Source organism: Streptomyces sp. NPDC031210, from assembly GCF_055570395.1.
The window spans coordinates 172,481-194,262 of record NZ_JBVIHH010000002.1 but is presented as its reverse complement, the minus strand read 5'-3'; the positions used below and the strand labels follow the sequence as shown (position 1 = coordinate 194,262).

Annotated in this window: 18 protein-coding genes; 7 read left to right on the top strand and 11 right to left on the bottom strand. The window is 73.0% G+C overall.

All coding sequences use genetic code 11. From position 1 onward, the window contains the following. Window positions 1-492 precede the first annotated feature (492 nt). Complete coding sequence (locus tag ACZ45Z_RS04610) at window positions 493-2,538, top strand: glycosyltransferase family 2 protein (protein ID WP_468356018.1); 2,046 nt, start codon at window positions 493-495, stop codon at window positions 2,536-2,538. Then, on the top strand, window positions 2,535-4,493 hold the full coding sequence (gene glxA / locus ACZ45Z_RS04605; RefSeq protein WP_468356015.1) for a radical copper oxidase GlxA: 1,959 nt from the start codon (window positions 2,535-2,537) through the stop codon (window positions 4,491-4,493). Before ACZ45Z_RS04610 ends, glxA begins: the two co-directional genes overlap by 4 nt. A 569-nt stretch (window positions 4,494-5,062) precedes the next feature. Here glxA and ACZ45Z_RS04600 read toward each other — a convergent pair. The 8 genes from ACZ45Z_RS04600 to ACZ45Z_RS04565 all read right to left on the bottom strand — a co-directional run bounded on the left by ACZ45Z_RS04600 (window position 5,063) and on the right by ACZ45Z_RS04565 (window position 13,121). Then, on the bottom strand, window positions 5,063-5,521 hold the full coding sequence (locus ACZ45Z_RS04600; RefSeq protein WP_468356012.1) for a hypothetical protein: 459 nt from the start codon (window positions 5,519-5,521) through the stop codon (window positions 5,063-5,065). Window positions 5,522-5,744: 223 nt separating this feature from the next. Further along, complete coding sequence (locus ACZ45Z_RS04595; protein WP_468357330.1) at window positions 5,745-5,906, bottom strand: transposase domain-containing protein; 162 nt, start codon at window positions 5,904-5,906, stop codon at window positions 5,745-5,747. A gap of 63 nt (window positions 5,907-5,969) precedes the next feature. Next, entirely contained in the window at window positions 5,970-7,037 is a 1,068-nt protein-coding gene (locus ACZ45Z_RS04590; RefSeq protein ID WP_468356009.1) for a glycoside hydrolase family 6 protein, read from the bottom strand. Window positions 7,038-7,256: 219 nt separating this feature from the next. Beyond that, window positions 7,257-8,036: a class F sortase gene (locus ACZ45Z_RS04585; protein ID WP_468356006.1), complete on the bottom strand. Its 780-nt coding sequence runs from the start codon at window positions 8,034-8,036 to the stop codon at window positions 7,257-7,259. Beyond that, window positions 8,026-9,186 carry a hypothetical protein gene (locus ACZ45Z_RS04580; protein ID WP_468356003.1) on the bottom strand — a complete coding sequence of 387 codons (1,161 nt, stop codon included), beginning with the start codon at window positions 9,184-9,186 and terminating at the stop codon, window positions 8,026-8,028. The genes ACZ45Z_RS04585 and ACZ45Z_RS04580 overlap by 11 nt, the downstream gene beginning before the upstream one ends. A gap of 197 nt (window positions 9,187-9,383) precedes the next feature. Beyond that, entirely contained in the window at window positions 9,384-10,163 is a 780-nt protein-coding gene (locus tag ACZ45Z_RS04575; RefSeq protein WP_468356000.1) for an HAD-IIA family hydrolase, read from the bottom strand. Window positions 10,164-10,351: 188 nt separating this feature from the next. Then, window positions 10,352-11,695, bottom strand: a complete 1,344-nt coding sequence (locus ACZ45Z_RS04570) for a hypothetical protein (RefSeq protein WP_468355997.1) — start codon at window positions 11,693-11,695, stop codon at window positions 10,352-10,354. Window positions 11,696-11,852: 157 nt separating this feature from the next. Next, window positions 11,853-13,121 (bottom strand): ROK family transcriptional regulator, encoded by a 1,269-nt coding sequence (locus ACZ45Z_RS04565; protein ID WP_468355995.1) that lies wholly within the window; start codon window positions 13,119-13,121, stop codon window positions 11,853-11,855. 56 nt (window positions 13,122-13,177) lie between these two features. Between ACZ45Z_RS04565 and ACZ45Z_RS04560 the strand changes: the two genes are divergently transcribed. Beyond that, window positions 13,178-14,308, top strand: coding sequence for a Gfo/Idh/MocA family oxidoreductase (locus ACZ45Z_RS04560; RefSeq protein ID WP_468355992.1), 1,131 nt, complete (start codon window positions 13,178-13,180; stop codon window positions 14,306-14,308). Then, window positions 14,305-14,814, top strand: coding sequence for a heme-degrading domain-containing protein (locus tag ACZ45Z_RS04555; RefSeq protein WP_468355989.1), 510 nt, complete (start codon window positions 14,305-14,307; stop codon window positions 14,812-14,814). The genes ACZ45Z_RS04560 and ACZ45Z_RS04555 overlap by 4 nt, the downstream gene beginning before the upstream one ends. A 95-nt stretch (window positions 14,815-14,909) precedes the next feature. On the opposite strand, the gene ACZ45Z_RS04550 is transcribed toward ACZ45Z_RS04555, so the two are convergent. The 3 genes from ACZ45Z_RS04550 to ACZ45Z_RS04540 all read right to left on the bottom strand — a co-directional run bounded on the left by ACZ45Z_RS04550 (window position 14,910) and on the right by ACZ45Z_RS04540 (window position 17,095). Next, window positions 14,910-15,767 (bottom strand): fumarylacetoacetate hydrolase family protein, encoded by an 858-nt coding sequence (locus ACZ45Z_RS04550; protein ID WP_468355986.1) that lies wholly within the window; start codon window positions 15,765-15,767, stop codon window positions 14,910-14,912. Between the two features lie 137 nt (window positions 15,768-15,904). Then, entirely contained in the window at window positions 15,905-16,687 is a 783-nt protein-coding gene (locus tag ACZ45Z_RS04545; protein ID WP_468355983.1) for a YidC/Oxa1 family membrane protein insertase, read from the bottom strand. Between the two features lie 102 nt (window positions 16,688-16,789). Continuing rightward, window positions 16,790-17,095: a DUF6412 domain-containing protein gene (locus ACZ45Z_RS04540; RefSeq protein WP_468355980.1), complete on the bottom strand. Its 306-nt coding sequence runs from the start codon at window positions 17,093-17,095 to the stop codon at window positions 16,790-16,792. 171 nt (window positions 17,096-17,266) lie between these two features. Here ACZ45Z_RS04540 and ACZ45Z_RS04535 point away from each other — a divergent pair, with 171 nt between their 5' ends. From ACZ45Z_RS04535 to ACZ45Z_RS04525, 3 genes are all read left to right on the top strand, one after another. Beyond that, window positions 17,267-19,165, top strand: coding sequence for an AMP-dependent synthetase/ligase (locus ACZ45Z_RS04535; RefSeq protein WP_468355977.1), 1,899 nt, complete (start codon window positions 17,267-17,269; stop codon window positions 19,163-19,165). A 250-nt stretch (window positions 19,166-19,415) separates the two neighbouring features. Beyond that, window positions 19,416-20,063, top strand: a complete 648-nt coding sequence (locus ACZ45Z_RS04530; RefSeq protein ID WP_468355974.1) for a DUF4142 domain-containing protein — start codon at window positions 19,416-19,418, stop codon at window positions 20,061-20,063. 150 nt (window positions 20,064-20,213) lie between these two features. Then, window positions 20,214-21,641, top strand: a complete 1,428-nt coding sequence (locus tag ACZ45Z_RS04525; RefSeq protein WP_468357327.1) for a DUF1996 domain-containing protein — start codon at window positions 20,214-20,216, stop codon at window positions 21,639-21,641. Window positions 21,642-21,782: the final 141 nt, after the last annotated feature.

Genomic DNA, 21,782 nt, shown 5'->3' with positions numbered 1-21,782 from the left:
CGCGCCCCGGCAACCGTTTTCCGAGTGACCCGTTTCACTCTCCCAGGGGCGCTCCGGCCTGCGCACGCGTGCCGGACGGCGGCAGGCGGGCGAAAGATCCGGCCATCTCTTCAGCCATCTCCTGGTCGGCGCCCGGCGCTCGCGTGGGTGCGCCGGCGGCCCCGTTCGGTCCTTCACCACCGTCTTCCGGTCTTGTGATCAAGATGGGGGTTCGGGAACCTGACCGGGAACCCCGGCCGAAAAGTGCCCGGGCCGTGGGAGTCGGGGGAAGCGGGACCAGGGGGATGCACCGGTTGTCGTGAGGTGAGTACGGGGCGCGCGCCGTTTTGGAAACATGGGCGGGGCGTTCATCATGCAACCGGAAGACGGCCGTCACCGTCCGGCGGACTGCGGCGGCCGACACCACCGCGCCCGAGTCGGTCTAGGGGGACCGGGCTTTCGGGCCATCGGCAAAGGCACGCGGCCCGCGCCGCGTGCCGGGGGGATGGATTCATGACGTCGCCGCCTGACGGCGCCCGGCCGCAGCATTCGTACGACCCGTCCGCGACGACACGCCTGCGCGTGCCGCGCCAGCACTGGCAGCGCCGGGCGCAGCGCAGACCGCTGCCGCGCTATGACTACGAGCACTACAGCCGCCTCGCCGGGCCGCTCACCCAACCGGACCCGGACCGGCCCTACAAGGTCCGCTACCGCTCACTGCTGGCCGACGAACCGCACCGCATCCGGGCCGCCCTCCTCTTAGGCGCCGCGCCACTGGTCTCGCTCGGGCTGCTCGCCTGGCTGATGCAGCCGGCGCACTGGACCGAACGCGACTATCCCGCCTACGACTTCCTGCCGGCGCTGGATGTCGTCATGCTCGTTTCGATCGGTCTGATCGAGTTCTTCCGGTGCATGAACGTTCTCTCGAACGCACACGCCACCCTCGTCGCCCGCGACCCCGTCCCGGTCGTCCCGGAGAACGGCACCCGCGTCGCGTTCCTGACCTCCTTCGTGCCGGGCAAGGAACCCCTCGCCATGGTGACGAAAACGCTGGAGGCCGCCGTCCGGGTGCGGCACCGCGGACTGCTGCACGTCTGGCTGCTGGACGAGGGCGACGACCCCGAGGTCAAAGAGGTCTGCCGCCGCCTGGGCGTGCACCACTTCTCCCGCAAAGGCGTGCCGGAGTGGAACCGGCCCACCGGCCCGCACCGCGCCCGGACCAAACACGGCAACTACAACGCCTGGCTCGACGCGCACGGTGACGCCTACGACTACTTCGCGTCCGTCGACACCGACCACGTTCCGCTGCCGAATTACCTGGAACGGATGCTGGGCTTCTTCCGCGACCCGGACGTGGGCTTCGTCATCGGCCCGCAGGTGTACGGCAATTACGAATCGTTCGTCACCAAGGCCGCCGAATCCCAGCAGTTCCTCTTCCACGCGCTGATCCAGCGGGCGGGCAACCGCTACGGCGCGCCGATGTTCGTCGGCACGTCCAACGCCGTGCGGATCAGCGCGCTGAAACAGATCGGCGGGCTGTACGACTCGATAACCGAGGACATGGCGACCGGCTTCGAAATGCACCGGCACCGCAATCCGGAGACCGGCAACAAGTGGCGCTCGGTCTACACCCCGGACGTACTCGCGGTCGGTGAGGGCCCCACCGCCTGGACGGACTTCTTCACCCAGCAGTTGCGCTGGTCGCGCGGGACGTACGAGACCCTGCTCAAGCAGTTCTGGAAGGCGCCGTTCACGCTGCCGCCGGGCCGACTGTTCAACTACACCATGATGGTCATCTTCTATCCGATGTCGGCGCTGAACTGGATTCTGGCGGCGCTCAGTTGCGCGCTGTTCCTGGGCCTGGGCGCCTCGGGTGTGCAGATCGACCCGGCGGTGTGGATGATGCTCTACGGCAATGCCTCGGCGCTCCAGATCGGGCTGTACATCTGGAACCGCCGGCACAATGTCTCACCGCACGAGCCGGAGGGCTCCGGTGGAATCGCGGGCATGGTGATGTCGGCGCTGTCCGCCCCGATCTACGCCCGCTCGCTGTTCGACGCGGTGCTGCGCCGCAAGAGCACGTTCGTGGTGACGCCGAAGGGCGACTCCTCCAGTCCGGACACGCTCTTCGGAACGTTCCGGGTGCACCTCTTCTTCCTGGCGGTCTTCGGCGGCTCGCTGGGCGCCTCGTTCGTGCTGGGCCACAGCCACCCAGCCATGATCACCTGGGCGGCGCTCGCCCTGCTGATCACCGCGGCGCCGATCGTGGCCTGGCGGCTGAGCGTGCGGGCGGCACGGAAGAAGCGGAAGGCCGCCGCGGCGGCGGCCGGTGATCCGGGCGAGGAACCGACGGCCGGTCCCGCCGATGAACCGGCGGGCGGCCCCTCTGGCGAGCCGGCGGGCGGCCCGGCTGACGAGTCGGGCGGCCCGGTTTACGAGGCGGGGGGCCCGGTTTACGAGGCGGGCGGCCCGGCCGGCGCCCCGACGGTCGCCCCCGCCACCGGGCCGGCCACCGCTGAACACACCCTGCACACCGCCCTTGGGGGACGACACACATGAAGTACCGTCCGAGCCGTCGCACGCGCAGAGTGGCGATAGCGACGGCGGTGGTGCTCGCGCTGGCCGGAATGAACGGTCCGGCCCTCTACGGCTTCGCCTCGGCGCAGTACCACCAGTACGAGATCAACAAGCCGGAATACACAGCGGAGATGGGCCACTGGGATGTCGTCGACGTCCCGGACGCCTACCGCATCAACACCATTCACGCGGCACTGCTGCACACCGGGAAGGTGCTGCTGGTCGCGGGATCGGGAAACAACGCCGCCAACTTCCGGGCGAAATCCTTCCGCACGGTGCTGTGGGATCCGGTGAAGAACACCTTCAAGAACATACCCACGCCCAAGGATCTGTTCTGCTCCGGGCACACCCAGCTCCCGGACGGCAAACTCCTGGTCGCCGGCGGCACCCAGCGTTACGAGAAACTCGGCGGTGACGTGAAGAAGGCCGGCGGCCTCATGATCGTCTACAACGAGGACCCGGAAGGCCCCCGGACCTTTCCGGCCGGCACCCTCTTCACGGGCAAGCAAAACGGCAAGACGTTCATCTCGAAGGACCCGGTGCTCGTACCGCGGGCGAAAAAGACCAAGGACCCGGCGACCGGCAAGGTCACCGTGACGCACAGCGAGGCGCGGGTCTATGTCGAGGCGCTCAAGGAAGGCCGCGAGCATTCCACCGGCTCCCAGGACAACTACCGCATTCACGGCCTGACCGGCGCGGACGCCCGTAACTTCTACGGCATCGCGCAGAAGCTGTCGTTCGACAAGAAGGACTTCCAGGGAATCAAGGACGCCTTCGAATTCGACCCGGTCGCCGAGCGCTACGTACCCGTCGATCCGATGAACGAGGCCCGCTGGTATCCGACGCTGACCACGCTCCAGGACGGCAAGGTCCTCTCGGTCTCCGGGCTGGACGAGATCGGCCAGGTCGTCCCCGGCAAGAACGAGGTCTACGACCCGAAGACCAAGAAATGGACCTACCTCCCCAAGAAACGCTTCTTCCCCACCTATCCGACGCTCTTCCTCACCGACCAGGGCCGGATCTTCTACACCGGTTCCAACGCCGGCTACGGCCCCGACAACATCGGCCGCACCCCCGGCATCTGGGATCTGAAGTCCAACAAGTTCCAGACCGTGCCCGGCATGAGCGACCCCGACATCCTTGAGACGTCGATGTCCGTGCTGCTGCCGCCCGCCCAGGAACAGCGTTACATGGTGCTCGGCGGCGGGGGCGTCGGCGAGGACCCCCGGTCGACGGCCCGCACCCGGATCGTCGACCTGCACGCCCCCAGCCCGCGCTTCAAGAACGGCCCCGACCTCTACGCCAAGGCGCGCTACCCGAGCAGCGTGATCATGCCGGACGACACCGTGCTGACCACGAACGGCTCCGGCGACTACCGCGGGCGCGGCGACACCAACATCCTCAAGGCGGAGCTCTACGACCCGCCGGCCAACACCTCGCGGCGGGTGGCCGATCCACTGGTGGGCCGCAACTACCACTCCGGGGCGCTGCTGCTGCCGGACGGACGGGTGATGACCTTCGGGTCCGATTCGCTCTACGCCGACAAGGAGAACACCAAGCCCGGCGAGTTCCAGCAGCAGATCGACCTCTACACGCCGCCGTACCTCTTCCGCGACACGCGCCCCGAGCTGACCGACCCGGGCCCGAAGACGGTCCCTCTCGGCGGCACCGCGACCTACCGGTCCCCGCACGCCTCGGCCATCAAGAAGATGCGGCTGATGCGCCCCGGTTCGTTCACGCACGTCACCAACGTCGAACAGCGGTCCGTGGCGTTGGACTTCACCACCTCGAAGGACGGAGTGACGGTAACGCTGCCGGACGACCCGTCGCTCGTACCGCCCGGCTGGTACATGCTCAACGCCGTCGACGGCCACGGCACACCGTCCAAGGCGATCTGGGTAAAGGTACCGGCGTCGGGCTCAGCGGGCCTGGGGTGAGGTGAGGGTGCGCTGAGGCGGGGGAGGGAGCGCTGTGGGGCCGCGCACGTTGCCCTCGGCCGGATCTGCGAACTGCGAACTGCGCGAGGGTCACCGTCAGATGCACCGCGGCCCCCCTCCCGACGGCGCCTACGCCTCGCGGTACGGCGCCGCCGACGTCGCTGATACGTGCGGCCGAGCGGCTTCAGACGCTCATGTCGCGCGGCGGGCGACGGAGATCCCTTCTGGACGGCCGTCTGATGCTGCTGACCTTGCTGGTTGAGCGCGAGGCTGCTGTCACCGCCCTGTGGCACCCGGGAACTCTGCCGGTCAATGCGTTCGTCGCCACCGACCGGGGCTTGGCCTGGGGGAACCTTCCGGACAGCTACTGGGACGGGAGCAAAAGCCCCTGTCGGGGGCTGGGAGATGCGGAAGACACGGTATAGCGCCACGGGAAGCCGCTGTGAGAGCCGCAGGGAGGCGCAGGGAGCCGCTGGATGACTACTGGGGTCCGTGGCGGAGCACGTCGTCCCCGCGAAAATTTCCGCCTGGGGTTTCACGGGGACGGCGTGCGCGGGGCGCCGTGGCGGTCAGGTCTGGCACTGGGAGGTCGCGGCGCCGGTCCAGTTGCTCCAGGCGCCTCTTGCGGGTCTGACGTGGACGCGGATCTCGACCTTGGCGTTGACGACGAAGCAGACGCGGGTGGTGCTGCCGATTTCGATGGGGCCAGTGGTGGTGCGGCGGGGGACGAGGGTGCGTCCGTTGCCGATTTTGACCCAGTGGCCGCCGGAGACGACGCGGAAGAAGGCTTCGTACTCGACGTAGGCGGCGTGGGGGCGGGTGTTGGACAGGACGACGTGGGCTTTGATATCGCGGAGGTGGATGCGTCCTTCCTTGCCCCTTTCGGCGCTGATGCAGCCGTTGGCGGCGATGCCCTGGGTGGAGACGGAGCCGCCGCAGGCGATGGCGGCGGCGTGGGCGTTGGCGGCGGGAAGCAGCAGGGCGAGCGCGGTGGCGGTGGTCAGGGCTGCGGTGCGCGTCAGGCGCATGGGGAGGTCCTTCCGGTGGAGGGAGGTCCCACCTTCCCGCGAAAATTCGATTTCGTCGTGGGAAAGGGAGACGGTCAGCGCGCGCCGGTGCCACACCGCTCAAGTTCGAAGGCCCGGCAAACAGGCTCAACTCATTGACCTGACGCTGAGTCAATAACAGCACGGCGATGGCATCGGAGCGACTTCACGAGCGTAGCCCCGCATACGGCTGTTTGTAGCTTGCTTAGGGCACAGCGACGAGCGGGTTGACCCGGGCCAGGACCCGGCTGCCAGGTATACCGCTGGTCAGCATGCGAATCACCTCCTCGTAGGACTCCCGGGCGAACAGGCACAGCGCGAACACGAAGTACACGACCAGCCGGCCCGGGAGCAGTCGGCGCCGCAGCTCGCCCCGCCCCCCTCCCCTCCCGGTGACGCCTCTCGCGTCCTTCTCTCCCCCGGCGCGGCGCTAGTCCTTCGCGTTGCGGGCCAGTTGGAGGGCGTACTCGGGCCACCAGGCGCCGGCCTTGGGGCCGCCCTTGCAGGTGCCGTCCGACTCCCCCGGCCGCTTTATCCACAGGTAGGCGTCCACGCCCGGCTCGCCGGTTCTGGTCGTGGGTGGCGTGCCCAGCGCCCGACCGGGCGGGTTGCACCAGTTCTCCGGCACGTCACCGCCGGGTGCCGGGCCCTTGCCGTTGCGGCTGGTGTCGATCACGAAGTGCTTGCCGCCGACCATCGCGGCCAGCCGCTTGCCGTAGCGGATGTTCTCCTTGGTGGTCTGGTAGTTGGAGGTGTTCAGCGCGAAGCCGTCGGCCCGATCGATGCCGGCCCGCTTCAGCGGCTCGGCCATCCGACCCGGGTCCTTTATCCAGTGCGGGTTGCCGGCATCCAGATAGACCTTGGTGTGTGCCAGCTTCTTCAACTTGCCGACCGCTTCCGCCAGGAGGGCGTAGCGCTCCTCGTGGAACTGCTGCGGGGTGCACTTGTCCTCGATGTGCGGCAAGGCGTCCGGTTCCAGGATGACGGTGGCGGCGCGGTCGCCGATGCCTTTGAGGACGCCGTCCAGCCAGGCGCGGTAGGCGTTGCCGTCGGCGGCGCCGCCCCGGGAGTAGCTGCCGCAGTCACGGTGCGGGATGTTGTAGAGGACGAGCAGGGCCTCGCGGTCGGCGGCGGCGGCCGCCTGGGTGAAACCGCGCGCCTCGCCCTCGGGGTCCTCGACGCCGATCCACTCGGCGACCGGCTGCGCCGCGATCTTGCCGACGAGCCGGGCGTCGGCGGACTTGCGGTCCTTGCCGTAGGCGCTGACCTGGCGGGCCGCCTTGCCATCGGGGTTGACCCAGAACGGCACGACGGATTTGGGGCGTTGCTTCGGTGCGGGTGGGATGGCGCCGCCGTCCGTGCCTTCGTCGGGCCCGGATAAGCATCCGGCGAGCAGCAGGGCCCCCATCGCCACCACCGCGCCGAGCGCCGTGCGCCATCGGCCGGAACGGTGCGCACCGGGCGGGCCGCTCCCGGCCTTCCGCAGACTGCCGTACATCCACTCCCCCCTCGGAGCAAGGATCCCGGCCGGCGGAGCCCCGCCGGCCGAACCCATCGTGGCACACGGCCGCGGAGGGAAAGCGGGCCTGTGGAAAACGTGATGACGGGCCGTCGGGAAGGGGGGAGGACGGCCGTGGGGAGGAGGGGGGCGGTCCGGTGCGGGAGGGCGGAGCGGTCCGGTGGGGGAGGGCGGAGCGGTCCGGTGGGGGTTTGGCGGTCAGCCGGTGGCTGGGCTCGGGTTGGCGTCGAGGTCTGTGAGGTAGGCGGAAACGACGACGGCGTGGGCATCGGAGGGAGGCTGGGGCGTCTCGGAGGTGTCGGCGGTGCTGATCAGGCGGAGTTCCGGGCGGCCCGGCTCGCGGGTGGCGTAGGCGCGCCGGGCGTCGAAGTGTTCGCGGTCGTAGAGCCGGACGTCCTCGACGGTGAACCGGGCGGTGCTGCCGTCCGAGCGCTGTACGTCGACGTGGTTGCCCGGCTTGATGCCGGCCAGCCCCTGGAAGACGGCCCTGCGGGTGCCGGTGTGGGGGCCGGGTTCGCTGTCGGGGTCGGTGTCCGCGTGGGCGCGGTGGGCGCGGTGGGCGGGGGATCCACCGGCCCGGCCGACGAGGAGGGAGGTGCCGCGCGCGCCCGGTGACGGGCCGTCGGCGTACCAGCCGACGAGGTCCGGCGCGGCCTGGGGCGGCGGGGTCACCGTGCCGTGCGCGTCGAGTCCGCGCCCGATGACGGCGGCGCGTACCCCGAGGGCGTCGATGGTGACCTGGGTGGGGATGACGGCCGCGTCCGCCGGTGCCGGTCCGTGGGCGGCCGGTGCGGCGCGGCCGGCGGGGCGGCCGACGGCCGCGATGTCGCCGGTGGTGGGGAGCCCGCCGGCGGCGCCGGCCGTCAGGTCGCGGCCCCACAGCCACAGGCCCAGCAGCAGGACCGCCCAGGCCACGCCGGTCAGCAGTTGCCCATGACCGGCACCGGGCGGGCCCGCCCGGCCGTCGTCAGCCGCCATCCCCGCCCCCCTGCCGTTCCCGTCGCAGCCGCAGCCGGAGCCGGAGCAGTTGTCCCGCGATGACGAGGAGCGCGCCGCCGGCCAGCACCAGGCCCACGGCGGCCGTGCTGCTCAGTTCGTGGTCGGAGGCGGGCCGGCCGGCCGGGCCCGCCGAGTCGAGGGGGGTGGCCCGCGCCGCGGGGTGCGCGCCGTCCCTGGAACGGGCCGCTCCGGAGGGGGCGGCGACGACCCGTAGCGCCCCGACGACCGTGACCGTGCGGCCACCCGGGCCCGCCGAACGTGCAAGGCTCGCCGGACCGTTGGGGGCCACTGAGCCCTCTGGGGCCGCCGAGCCACCCGGGCCTGCCGAGCCGCCCGGAGCCGCCGAGCCCTCCGGTGCAGCCGAGTCGCCCGGACCCGCCGAGCCCTCCGGGCCCGCCGAGCCGCCCGAACCCTGCACGCCGTCCGGCACGTCCGGCACGTCCAGCCCGTCGTGGCCACCGGGGCTGTCCCGCCTGTCGGGACCGCCGGGGCCACCCCGCCTGTCGGGACCGCCAGGGCCGTCCCGCCCATCGGGCTCGGCCCCCCGCCGATCGGGCCCGTCCCGCCCATCCCGCCCATCCGCTCCGGCCCGCCCATCGGCCCCGACCCGCCCCCCACGGCCCGGCCGACCAGGGCAGGAGACCGTGACGGGATACGTACCGGCGACGGCGTCGGCGCGGATGTGGGCGGCGCCGAACAGGTCGCCCGTGGGCCCGTCACCACCGCGCGCGAGCGGGATCGTACCGATGAAGGCCGCCGAACGGGCCCCGGCCGCCCGGGCTGCGCAACCCCTCACCCGCAGACCGACCCTGCTCCCGGGCACGGCCGAGGCGGGGGTGACGAAGACGCCCGGCGGGGCGGGGGCGAGGGAATCCGTGGAGGAGGCGGGAGCCGTCGTCCCCGCACCGGCCGGGGCGAGCGTGACGGAGTCCCCTGCCGGGGCGAGCGTGACGGAGTCCCCGGCCGTGGCGAGCATCGCCGGTACCCCCACCGCGGCGGCAGCGGCGGAGGCCGTGGAGGTCCGCGCGCCGCGCTCGTCCCCTGCGCGGGCGGGCGCCGTCGTCGCCGCGCAGACCGCGAGCGCGGCACAGAGGGTGAGTCCCGGTGCGCGCCTGGTGAACCTCCGCATACTCCGAAGATCCACCCGGGTGAGACCGCCCGCACCCGGTACGGTCCGGCGCTGCGCCTTCCAGGTGAGGCGGTGCGCCGAACGAGTAGCCGAGCCGCCGCCCGCGGGCGCGGGCGGTCGTGCTACCCCCGCGCGGGGCTCGCGCTGCCCCGAACGCGGGCGGTCGCGCTGCCCCAACGGGCGCTCGTGCCCCGGCGTCAGACCAGGTCGACGATGTCCGCGATGGAGTCGACGACACGGGACGGGCGGAACGGGTGCCGCTCGACCTCCTCCGGGCGGGTCAGGCCGGTCAGCACCAGGAAGGTCTCCATGCCCGCCTCCAGGCCGGCCAGCACGTCGGTGTCCATCCGGTCGCCGATCATGGCGGACGTCTCGGAGTGGGCGCCGATGACGTTGAGTCCGTGGCGCATCATCAGCGGGTTGGGCTTGCCGACGAAGTACGGCTCGACGCTCGTCGCCTTGGTGATCAGCGCGGCCACCGACCCGGTCGCGGGCAGCGCGCCCTGCGCCGATGGGCCGGTCTCGTCGGGGTTGGTGGCGATGAACCGGGCGCCGCCGTTGATCAGCCGGATCGCCTTGGTCAGCGCCTCGAAGCTGTACGTACGGGTCTCGCCGAGGACGACGTAGTCCGGGGCGTGGTCGGTCAGGACGTAGCCGATGTCGTGCAGCGCGGTCGTCAGGCCCGCCTCGCCGATGACGTACGCGGTGCCACCGGGCCGCTGGTCGTCCAGGAACTGGGCGGTGGCCAGCGCGGACGTCCAGATCGACTCCCACGGCACGTCCAGGCCGATACGGGACAGCCGGGCGTGCAGGTCACGCGGGGTGTACATGGAATTGTTGGTCAGCACCAGGAAGGGCTTGCCCGATTCCCGCAGCCGCTTGATGAAAGCGTCCGCCCCGGGCACCGGGATCCCCTCGTGCATCAGGACGCCGTCCATATCGGTGAGCCATGACTCGATCGGCTTGCGCTCTGCCACTGCCGGACTCCTGCCGTGCGTGTTGACCAGGGGCGCCGACCGCGTACCGCACCCGGCGCGCGCCACCTCTGTGACGCGCGTCTCGCACGTACGGCCGACGTCCCCACCCTAAGTCAGGGGGCGGCGGGGCTCCCCTGCCCGGCGCCGGGTGGCGAACGCGAGGCGATGACGGGCGGCCGGAGCGGCGCTCAGCCGCGGAGGCGGCGGGCGGCGAGGAAGAGCAGGCCGCCGCCCAGGAGCAGGCACGCGGCGACCGCGCCGAAGAGGAGGACGGGACCGTGGCCGGTGGTGGCGAGTTGCGAGGGCGGGGCGGGGAGGCGGGGTGCGGGCGGGGCGCCGGGAGAGGCGCGGGTGAAGGGGGGTGCGGGCTGGCCGGGGGCGTGGGAGGCGGCGGGGCGGATGGCGAAGCGGTAGTCGTCGGACTGGGCGATCCATTCGCCGTCGGCGCCCCGGCGTTGGACGGTGGTGACCTTGGCGGTGATGTCGTCCGGTGGCGTGTCCGGGGTGAAGCGCAGCCGCAGGGGGACGGTCGCGGTCCCCTTGCCCGGCACGGTCAGCCCCTTGGCGTCGGCCCCGCCGGTCCTGGCCCGGCCGCCCTCCGGCGCGCCGCCTCCGTCCGCCGCGCCCGCGTCGTCGGCGCCCTTGGCGAAGACGCCGATCTGTTCGTCGCGGTCGGTGGACTCGAACGCGACCGGCCGCCAGCCGCCGCCCGCCGGATCGCGGTACTCCAGTCGGATCCGTTCGGGACGCAGCGCGTGGTGGGCGGCGAGGAGGACGACGACGGGGTGGACGTCCTCGCAGGCGGCGTCGGTGGTGTTGCGCAGCTCCAGTTGCCAGGTCTGCCAGCCGCCGCCGGCCGGGTAGGCGCGCGGCCCGCCGTTGAGGCGGGAGGTGACGGGGAACGTCGTACTGTCCGGGCGGCCGCAGGAGACGGTGGGCACGGGGCCGGCCGGGGTGTCCGGGCGGGTGTACGCGGCCGGGCCGGCCGGGCCCCGCGCGGCGGTCTCGGCCCGTGCCGTGCCGGGAGCGAGCACCGTGCCGAGCGCCGCCGCGCCACCGAGGAGACCGGTCAGCAGGCCGGCGGTGAGTGCCCCGCGTGCGGCTCTACGGGTACCGGCGGCCCGTGGCCCGAGCGGTCGGCCGGACGAGGGATCAGCGCGGTCCGGGCGTGGGCAACGGGCAGTGCGTACGGGGGGCGTGGGGGCGCCGGACGGATGCATGACGATCCTCCGCTGCTCGGTCGGCGGGCTGGGGACAGGGGTGGGACGAAGGGTGAGGGCGGTGAGGGCTGAGGGGCTGCGGAGGACATCGGCGTGGGACGGGTACGGGGACAGATGGGGCAGATGGGGCAGATGGGGCAGATATAGGGACAGGCAGGGAGACAAGAAGCCGTGAAGGCGCGGGCAGGAAACGCCATCGGCGTCGGCTGCGGCGTCGGCGTCGGCGTCGGCTGCGGCATCGGCGTCGGCGTCGGCGTCGGCGTCGGCGTCGGCGTCGGCTGCGGCATCGGACAGGACATCGCCAGCAGGCATGCGGCACACGCGCCCGACCGGAGGACCGTGAAGGACCGTGGTGGGCGGCGTACTTGCGGCCTACTTGCGGCGTACTTCAGGACCCTGCCACGTCCGGCGCGCGCCGCGGGGAGGTCCGGGCAGGGGTGCACCCGACCAGACGCCGAATCCCCCCTTATCAGATGACTTTCCGGCCGTCCGGGTTAGTGGACGGACGGCCGCCGCCCACCGGCCGGGAGGTGTGGCCGGCGGTGTCCCGGTGGGTGGCGAGAGTGGGCGTGTGGGGGCCGAACAGGGGCGCGAGGATCAGTTGTGCCGCGCCGTTCGCCACCACGCGCGCCCCGCCCGGGGCCACTTCCACCGTCGGCGTGGGTCCGCCCCGCGTCCGGGCCCGCTCGGTGAGCTCCTGGGCCACGCCGGTCAGGAACTCGTCCGGGTCGGCCAGTACGGTGCGGCCGCCCAGCAGGATCCGGTCGATGTCGAGCAGTTCGACGAGGTTGGCGGCGGCCACGCCCCATACCCGGGCGGCGCGGGCCCGGTCGCCGGACGCGACCGCCGCCAGGCACAGTGCCTCGACGCAGCCCCGCCGGCCGCAGTCGCAGCGCGGCCCGTCCCACTGCAGGATCTGGTGCCCGAATTCGCCCGCGCCGGTGCGCGGCCCCCGGTAGAGGGCGCCGCCGAGGACGAGTCCGGCGCCCAGCCCGGTGCCCAGGTGCAGGTACGCGAACGACCCGGTGCCCGGCGCGTGCTGGGCCAGGCCGAGCGCGGCGGCGTTGGTGTCCTTGTCGAGCACGACGGGCAGGCCGAGCCGGGCGGCGAGCGCGTCGCGCAGCGGGAAGCCGTCCCACCGGGGGGCGCCGGTCACCCGGTGCAGTACGCCGGTGCGGTGGTCCAGGGGGCCGGGGCAGGCCACGCCGACGCCCAGTACCGGCGGTCCGCCGGCCGCCGCGCGCAGCGCCGCGACCTCCCGCTCGACGCCGGCGAGCACCCGCGCGGCGCCCGCTTCGAAGGCGAGCGGGGCGCGGCGGACCGCGACCGCCTCGCCCGCGAGGTCGGTGAGGACGGCGGTGAGCTCGTCGCGGTCGAGGTGCAGGCCGACGGCGTGCCGGGCGCCGGGCACCAGCCGTAGGACGGTGCGCGGTTTGCCGCCCGTCGACGCGCGGCGGCCCGCCTCCGCCGCCAGGCCCTCCGCCCGCAGCCGTGCGGTGATCTTGCTGACGGCCTGCGGGGTCAGCCCGGTGTGCTCGGCCAGCTCCAGCCGGCTGACACCCGCCTCCCCCGCCGCCCGCAACAGGCCCAGGACCAGGGCGGTGTTGTGGCCGCGCAGCGCGGGGAGGTTGGCGCCGGTGGCGGCCCCGGGCTCGGCCGCGCCCCCCGGCGCGCGCTCCTCCCCCTCCCGCACGGTCGTCGGAAGGGCACCCTGGTTCTCGGGATCGTTGCTGGTCACCCACCCATTGTCCGCACCGCTTGCACTTTGGCAACAGCGTTGCTTAAGTGGACGCCATGAGCAGCTCCCCCGGCACTTCCGACCCCTCCGACACCCCCGGCACCCGCGCCCCGCTCCGCGTCGGCCTCCTCGGTTACGGTCTGGCCGGCTCGGTCTTCCACGCCCCGCTGATCGCCGCCGCCGACGGCCTGGTGCTCGACACCGTCTCGACCGCGCACCCCGACCGGCAGGCGCAGGCCCGCGCCGAGCACCCCCAGGTCCGTACGGTCGCCACCCCCGAGGCCGTCCTCGACCGCGCCGCCGACCTTGATCTGATCGTGCTGGCGACGCCGAACAAGACGCATGTGCCGCTCGCCACCGCGGCGCTGGAAGCCGGTCTGCCGGTGGTTGTCGACAAGCCGCTCGCCGCGACGGCCGCCGAGGCCGAGAAGCTCGCCGCGCTCGCCGACGACCGGGGACTGCTGCTCTCCGTCTTCCAGAACCGCCGCTGGGACAACGACTTCCGCACCGTGCGCACCCTGGTCGAGGACGGTGTGCTCGGGGACGTCCAGCGCTTCGAGTCGCGCTTCGAGCGCTGGCGGCCGCGGCCCAAGGGCGGCTGGCGCGAGTCCGGTGACCCGGCCGAGATCGGCGGACTCCTCTACGACCTGGGCAGTCACCTCGTCGACCAGGCGCTGACCCTCTTCGGCCCGGCGGTCTCGGTCTACGCCGAGTCCGACATCCGCCGCCCGGGAGCGGCCGCCGACGACGACACCTTCCTCGCCCTCACCCACGCGAGCGGCGTCCGCTCCCATCTGTGGATGAGCGCCACCACCGCCCGACTCGGCCCCCGCTTCCGGGTGCTGGGCAGCACGGCCGGCTATGTGAAGTACGGCCTCGATCCGCAGGAGGCCGCGCTGCGGGCCGGCCTGCGGCCCGGGGCGGACGGTACGGCGTGGGGCGTGGAGCCGGAGTCCGACTGGGGCCTGCTGGGCTCGGGCGAGTCGCCGCGAACCGGTGGCGGGGATCCCGTGCCGACGCTGCCGGGCGACTACCCGGCCTACTACGAGGCCATCGCGCGGGCGCTGCGCGAGGGCGGCCGCCCGCCGGTGACCGCCGCCGAGGCGGCCGCCGCGCTGCGCGTCCTGGAGGCCGCGAAGCTGTCGGCCGCCGAGGGCCGTACGGTCCGGATCGGGGCGGGCGCGTGAGCGCGGCCGGTACGCCGGGGGCGGCCGAGGAGATCCGTGAGCTGACGGGCCAGGAGGAGCGCCTGGTGTTCGAGAGGTTCGGCAACGACGACGCCTGGCGCCTGGGTTCGCTGCTGGTGGAGCTCGCCCGTGAGCGCGGCGCCGCGGTGACGATCGGCATCCGGCGCGGCGCGCAGCGGCTGTTCCACTACGCCTCGCCCGGCACGTCCGCCGACAACGACGCCTGGATCGCCCGCAAATGCGCCGTCGTCGAGCGCTACGCCGAGTCCTCCTACCTGGTCGGCGCCCGCTTCCGCGCCAAGGGCCGCACGTTCGAGGAGTTCAGCCGGCTGAACCCGGACCGCTACGCCGCGCACGGCGGCGCCTTCCCGATCCGACTGCGCGGCACGGGCGTCATCGGCGCGGTCGCGGTCTCCGGCCTGCCCCAGGCCGACGACCACGCGCTGGTCGTCGAGGCCCTGGAGCGTTATCTGGATCCAGAGCGTTATCTGCATCCGGCGGGCTGAACACCGCCGGAGCGACGGGGAGCGGCGCGGCGGCCAAGGGCGGCCGGTGCCTGTTCGGGCACCGGCCGCCCTCGCCCCTCGTCGCCGGACGGCCGTCAGGCGTCCTTCAGTTCCTGGCGCTGGTGGCCCAGGCCGTCGATCTCCAGCTCCACGACGTCCCCGGCCCGCAGGTACGGCTTGGGCTCCGGCTGGCCCATGGCCACGCCGGCCGGGGTGCCGGTGTTGATGACGTCGCCCGGGTAGAGGGTCATGAACTGGCTGACGTAGCGGACCACTTCGGCCACCGGGAAGATCTGGTCGGCGGTCGAGCCGTCCTGCTTGAGCTCGCCGTTGACCCACAGGCGGACGCCGAGCGCCTGCGGGTCGGGCACCTCGTCGGCGGTCACCAGCCAGGGGCCCAGCGGGTTGAACGTCTCGCAGTTCTTGCCCTTGTCCCACTGGCCGCCGCGCTCGATCTGGAACGCGCGCTCGGAGACGTCGTGCGCGATGGTGTAGCCGGCGACGGCCGCCAGGGCCTGCTCGTCGCTCTCCAGGTAGCGGGCCGTGCGGCCGATGACGACCGCCAGCTCCACCTCCCAGTCGGTCTTCACGCTGCCCCGCGGCACGAGCACCGTGTCGTCGGGGCCGACGACCGTGTCCGGAGCCTTCATGAAGATGATCGGCTCCTCGGGGATCGCGGCCCCCGTCTCCCGGGCGTGGTCGTGGTAGTTCAGCCCGATACACACGACCTTGCCTATCCGGCCCACCGGCGGGCCGGTGCGCAGTCCGGTGGCGTCGAGCGCGGGCAGTCCGCCGGAGTCCGCGGCGGCACGGATGCGCGCCAGCGTCTCGTCGTCCGCGAGGAGCGTCCCGTCGATGTCCGGTACATGGCCTGACAGGTCCCGCAGGACCCCGGTCCGGTCGAGCAGCGCCGGGCGTTCCGCCCCCACCGTTCCGACACGCAGCAGCTTCATCGGTACAACTCCCGTGGTCGAAGGTCGGACCGGAAGGGTCCTTCCGGTCCGGCCGATGGGGGACGGCCATCGAGCGATTTGGTCGATCCTCCAAGAAGGCGGTCCACTCCGCAAGACCTCGTTCACGGACTGGACCGTTACTGAGCGGTAGTAACGATTCCCGTCTCCTCGGTCGCGGGCCTGCCCGCGACGGAGGTTCCGGCACGGCCCCGCTCCCGGTGCAGCAGCGCCCGCTCACACGCCGTCCAGGTCACGGTCGTCACCGTGTAGAGCCCGGCGGCCAGCGGCACCACGGCCACCGTGATCAGCGTGCCGAAGGACAGCAGCGGCATGATCTTCGCCATTCCGCCCGGGCCGGGCGGCGTGCCCCGGTCGCCCGCGGCAGGCTGCGGGGCGGCCGCGACCGCGGCCCGTGCGCGCCGGAAGTTCCAGGTGGCGACCGCCGCGATCAGGGCGAACAGCCCCAGGTAGACCAGGCCCCGCGGGCCGAACACCCCGCCGTCGGCGAGGGCCTGGCCCCAGTGACCGCCGAGCGGCGCGCCCAGCAGGGTGTGGTCGAGCAGCCCGCCGCCCCCGGTGGAGAAGAGGTGGTACATGACGAGGAAGACGGGGAGCTGGATCAGGGTCGGCAGGCAGCCGGCGAGGGGGGAGGCGCCCGTCTCGGCGTACAGGTCGGCCATCGCCTTCCGGAGGCGTTCGGGGTTGTCCTTGTGCTTGCGCTGGAGCGCGGCGAGCTGCGGGGCGAGGGCGGCGCGCGCCTTCTCGCCGCGGGCCGCCGCGCGGGCGAGCGGGTGCAGCGCGGCGCGCACGCCGAGGGTGAACAGGACGATGGCGACAGCGGTGGCCGCGGTGCCGAAGAGCGGGTCGATCGCCGCGGCGCCGCGCGCCAGCGCGTCGCCGAGTATGCCGAAAACGGACATGGGGGAGCCCTCCACGGGTCTCGTCGTGCCGGGTGGATGGCCCCGGACGTGCCGGGGCATCGGCGTGACGAGCCGCGCGGGGCGCAGCGGGAAGCGGTGCGCCTACGCGGCCGTCGGGAGGGCGCGGCCCGGTGCTCGGGGGCGGGGGCGGCCCGCCGCGTCGGGATCGCGCTGCGGCAGGAACGCCGTACGCCGCTCGCGGTCGCGGATGGCCGTACGGACGCGGCCCGGTGGTACCGGGCGGGCGACGGCGGCGATCAACAGGGCGCTGCACAGCAGCAGCACGGCGGCGGCGGTCGCGGCGGCGGTGAGCGCCGTCACGAGGCCGGACTGCGACAGCAGGAATCCGGCGAGGAGGAAGAACAGGGCGGAGAGGGAGAGCCGCCAGGCATCGGCGATGCGGTGCATCCGGCGTCCTCCTCCCCGAGTGGTTGATCATGCCGCGCCGTCGCGTGCGCGGGACTTGTCGTCTTCCGCTCAAGAGTAGCCATAGACCTGGGCAACCGGCAGACCGGCCGGTAGCTTGCCCTGCCTGCCGCGGGACCTGCGGCGGATCAGGGGGAACACCTAGGAGGTGCTGTGCGCGATATCAGCGTTCCGGCCCTGGCGGCTCCACTGCGGACCGGCGGTCTCGCCGACTCGGTCTTCGACACCGCCGAACTGCGCCCGGATCTCGTCCAGCTCGCCCGCCGCGACGCCGGAGCGCCGGGCACCTGGCGGGAGGTGACCGCGGCCGCCTTCCGCGACGAGGTCATGGCGCTGGCCAAGGGGCTGCTGACCGACGGGGTGCGTCCGGGGACCCGGGTCGCGCTGATGTCCCGGACCCGCTACGAGTGGACGCTCTTCAGCTATGCCGTGTGGGCGATCGGCGCCGAGCTCGTACCCGTCTATCCGACCGCCTCCGCCGAGCAGTTGCGCTGCATCCTGTCCGGTGCGCGGGTCTCCGCGATCCTCGTGGAGCACGAGGCGCACGCGATGACGGTGGCGGCGGCCTGCGACGCGGGGTCGGGGCTGCGGCGGATCTGGCAGCTCGACCGGGACTGCGTACGGCGGCTCCGCGAGGAGGGCACCCGGCTGGCCGACGCCGACGTGCACCGGCTGCGCCACGCGGTCACGCCGGGCGCCGTCGCCGCGATCGTCCACACCTCGGGGACCACCGGCCGGCCCCGGGGCTGCGTCATCACCCACGCCAATATCGCCGCGGAGTGCGACACGCTCTGCGCGGGCTGGGGCGGGCTGCTGGCCGCGCCCGGCGAACGCCCGTCCCTGCTGGCGTTCCTGCCGCTGGCGCATGTCTACGGCCTGACGGTGCAGGTGGCGTGCCTGCGCGGCGGGGTGCTGCTCGGTCACCAGCCGGACCTGTCGACGGACGCGCTGCTGCCGGCGCTGGCGTCGTTCCGGCCGACGTTCCTGTTCGGCGTCCCCTACCTCTTCGAGAAGCTCTGCGACCGCGCCCGCCGGGCCGCCGAACAGGCCGGCCGGCGGCGGCAGTTCGAGGCGGCGATGACGGTGGCGGTGCGCCACGCGGAGGCGGTCGCGGAGCGGCAGCGGGGCACCGGGCGCGGCCCCGACCCGCTCCTGCGGGCCCGGCACGCGCTCTACGACCGGCTGGTGTACTCCCGCCTGCGGGAGCTGCTCGGCGGCCGGGTGCGCACCGCCGTCTCCGGCGGCTCGCCGCTGCGCCGGGAGCTGGGGCTGCTCTACGCCGGGGCCGGCATCACCGTCTATGACGGCTACGGCCTGACGGAGACCACCGGCGCGATCACCGCGCAGCCGCCGGGCCGGGTGCGGTTCGGGACGGTGGGGCGGCCGCTGCCGGGCAGCGCAGTGCATCTGGCGCTGGACGGCGAGGTGTGGGTGCGCGGTGCGGTGGTGTTCGCCGGCTATCTCGACGACGACGGCGCGCCGGACGGCGGACTGTACGACGGCTGGCTGCCGACCGGCGACCTCGGGCACCTGGACGAGGACGGCTATCTGGTCATCACCGGCCGCAAGAAGGACATCATCATCACCAGCGGCGGCAAGAGCGTGGCACCGCAGGCGCTGGAGGAGCGGCTGTGCGCCCATCCGCTGATCTCCCAGTGCGTGGTGGTCGGCGACAACCGGCCCTACGTCAGCGCGCTGATCACCCTCGATCCGGAGGCGCTGGCGCACTGGCACCGGCTGCGCGCGGGGCAGGGCCCGCACAGCGAGGGGCTGTCGCCGGAGCAGGAGGTGTACGCCGAGGTGCGGCGGGCGGTGGACCGGGCGAACGCCGCCGTCTCGCGCGCCGAATCCATCCGCGCGTTCCGCGTCCTGCCGGGCGAGTTCAGCCAGGCGGACGGGTTGGTGACGCCGTCGTTGAAGCTGCGGCGGGCAGCCATCGTCCGGGCGTACGCGGCGGAGATCGACGCGCTCTACGCCGCGGGCGAGCGCGCGGCCCGGCGGCCGTGCGAGGACCGCCACCGGCCGGCGGCCACGGGGCCGCATCCGCGCTGAGCCCCACCCGGAGGACCGCGGCGCGCACGCGACGGGAGGGCGGCGCGCGGCGGCCGTCCGCGCCCGGCACACGGCCGGACCCGCCCGCGGCACCGTAGCAGCGCCGCGCCGGGTCCGGCCGTTATTTGTCCAGGGGTGAGGACCCGGGCCCGCGGACGGCCCGCGGCGCTTAGCGTCCGGTGGCGTTCCCGGTGGGCCGCACAGGCCGGTCCGGCGGGACGCCACCACTGGGACCAACCGGGAGGGCCGTGTGCGGTCGATCGTCAACAACTCCGCAGTATCCGGGCGGACCATCGCCACCGGGCTGGTGGTCTGCGCACTCGTGGCCACGCTCGCGGCGCTGCTGCTGCCGGTGCACCTCTTCGGAGAGAACGCGGCCGCGGCCCAGAGCGGGCCGGCCTACGAGGACGACGGACGCGGCACGCTCTCCACCCGCTACGGTCCGCTGACCGCGCTGGACCGCGACTTCGTGCGCAAGGTCAGGCTGGCCGGCCTGTGGGAGCTACCCGCCGGCCGCCAGGCACAGGAGCGCGGCACCACCGCCGCGGTGCGCGCGGCCGGCGACCATCTGGTGGCCGGCCACACCGAACTGGACCGCCGGGCGGTGGAGGCCGGGCGGGCGCTGGGCATTCCGCTGCCCAACCAGCCGAACGCCGATCAGCAGGGCTGGCTCGGTCAGATGAACGCGGCGCAGGGCGAGGACTTCGCCCCGGTGTTCGCGGAGCTGCTGCGCCGCGCCCACGGCAAGGTCTTCGGACTGGTCGCGATGGTCCGTGACCAGACCCGCAACTCGATGGTGCGGGCCCTGGCGAACCGGGCCAACACCGTCGTCCTGGACCACATCACGATGCTGGAGAAGACCGGAAAGGTCGACTTCAACACCCTCCACTCCCAATGAACTCCGGGCGGGCGCGGGCCGGACCGCGGCGGTGATGTCCCGGCCCGGCACGGCACCCGGTACCCCTCCCACCCCTCACCCCCGACAAAGCGAAGTGATCTCATGAGGCAGAAACAACAAGCCCATAAACGCTCGCGGTTGACGAACAGAATGCTGATCTCGGCGGCCGCCCTGCTGCTGGGTGGCGGCGGTCTGGCGGCCGTCGCCACCACCGCGCTGGCCGGCGACTCCGAGCCGGACGCGGCGGCCGGCCACCAGCGGCACACCGTGTCCGCGGTCACCGTCTCCTGCCCGGACGTGGGCGACGAGCTGCGCCAGGTGCCGCGCGCGGCGCGACTGCAGGTGTCCAAGGGCCTGGCCGCGCTGGACCGCCAGGTGGCGGACGCCTACGGGAAGATGACGGCGGGCGGCGGCGAGGACGTCCTGGACCGGCTGAAGCAGCAGCGCGGCCGGACGATCGCGACGATGGCCGACGCGATAGCCAAGAGCGCCCAGCGGCCCACCTACCTGACCGGGCTGAGCGGCTGCACGACCAAGCCGACGGGGACCGGTGCGGCCGGCCAGGACTCCGCGAAGTCCGCGGACGGCTCGGGGCAGCAGGGCTGGGGAGGCGACTTCAACCAGGATCAGGACCAGCAGAGCCAGGACCAGCAGGATCAGGGACAGGACCAGGGGCAGGACCAGGGGCAGCAGGGCGGTCCCTCGCTCGACGACTTCGCCGACATCACCTCCGTCCAGCCCAACGCCGGCGATCCGCCGTTCGCCGCCCCGCGCGGCGACCGCGCCTCCACCGGCACCTTCACCACCGAGTGCGGCCGTAACGAGAACGGTCACTTCAACTCCGACAACGTCATCGTGACGCCGGGCGTCGGCAACGGCGCCCACCACACCCACGACTACGTCGGCAACGAAGCGACCGACGCCTTCTCCAACGACCGCAAACTCGCCGCTTCCGGCACCACCTGCCAAAACGGCGACCTCTCCACCCACTACTGGCCGGTGCTGCGCCAACTGGACGGGACCTCCGAGCACAAGCCGGGTGCCGGGCACGACGGCAACAACGGCTCGGTGCTGCGCCCCGCCTCGGTGACGCTGCAGTTCCGCGGCAACCAGGCCGGCCAGGTGCGGGCCATGCCGCGCTTCTTGAAGATCATCACCGGTGACGCCAAGGCGTTCACCAACGGCACGGCCAACGCCAACGCGTCCTGGAGCTGCGAGGGGTTCGAGGACCGCCAGCTCAAGGACAAGTATCCCCTGTGCCCCAACGGCGCCAACGTGGTGCGCACCTTCGCCTTCCAGAACTGCTGGGACGGCCGCTCCATCGACAGCGCCAACCACCGGACGCACATGGCGTTCTCCGACCGCGACGGCAACTGCCCGAACGGTTTCACGGCGGTGCCGCAGCTCGTACAGCGGATCACCTACGACGTGCCGCAGGGCGCGAGCTTCGCGGTGGACAGCTTCCCCGAGCAGTTGCACAAGCCGGTCACCGACCACGGTGACTTCATCAACGTGATGCCGGACAACCTGATGGACCAGGCGGTCAACTGCATCAACAGCGGCCGGAACTGCACCTGAGGCAAGCCGGCACCCCACAGCGCGGCGGCCCCGAACCGGGATTCGGGGCCGCCTACCCCCGACGTTCGGGCAGGAGGGGGGGAAGGCGGGGGAGAAAGGGGGGGGGAGGGGTCTTCTTCGAGGTGGTTTACGCCCTCTCAG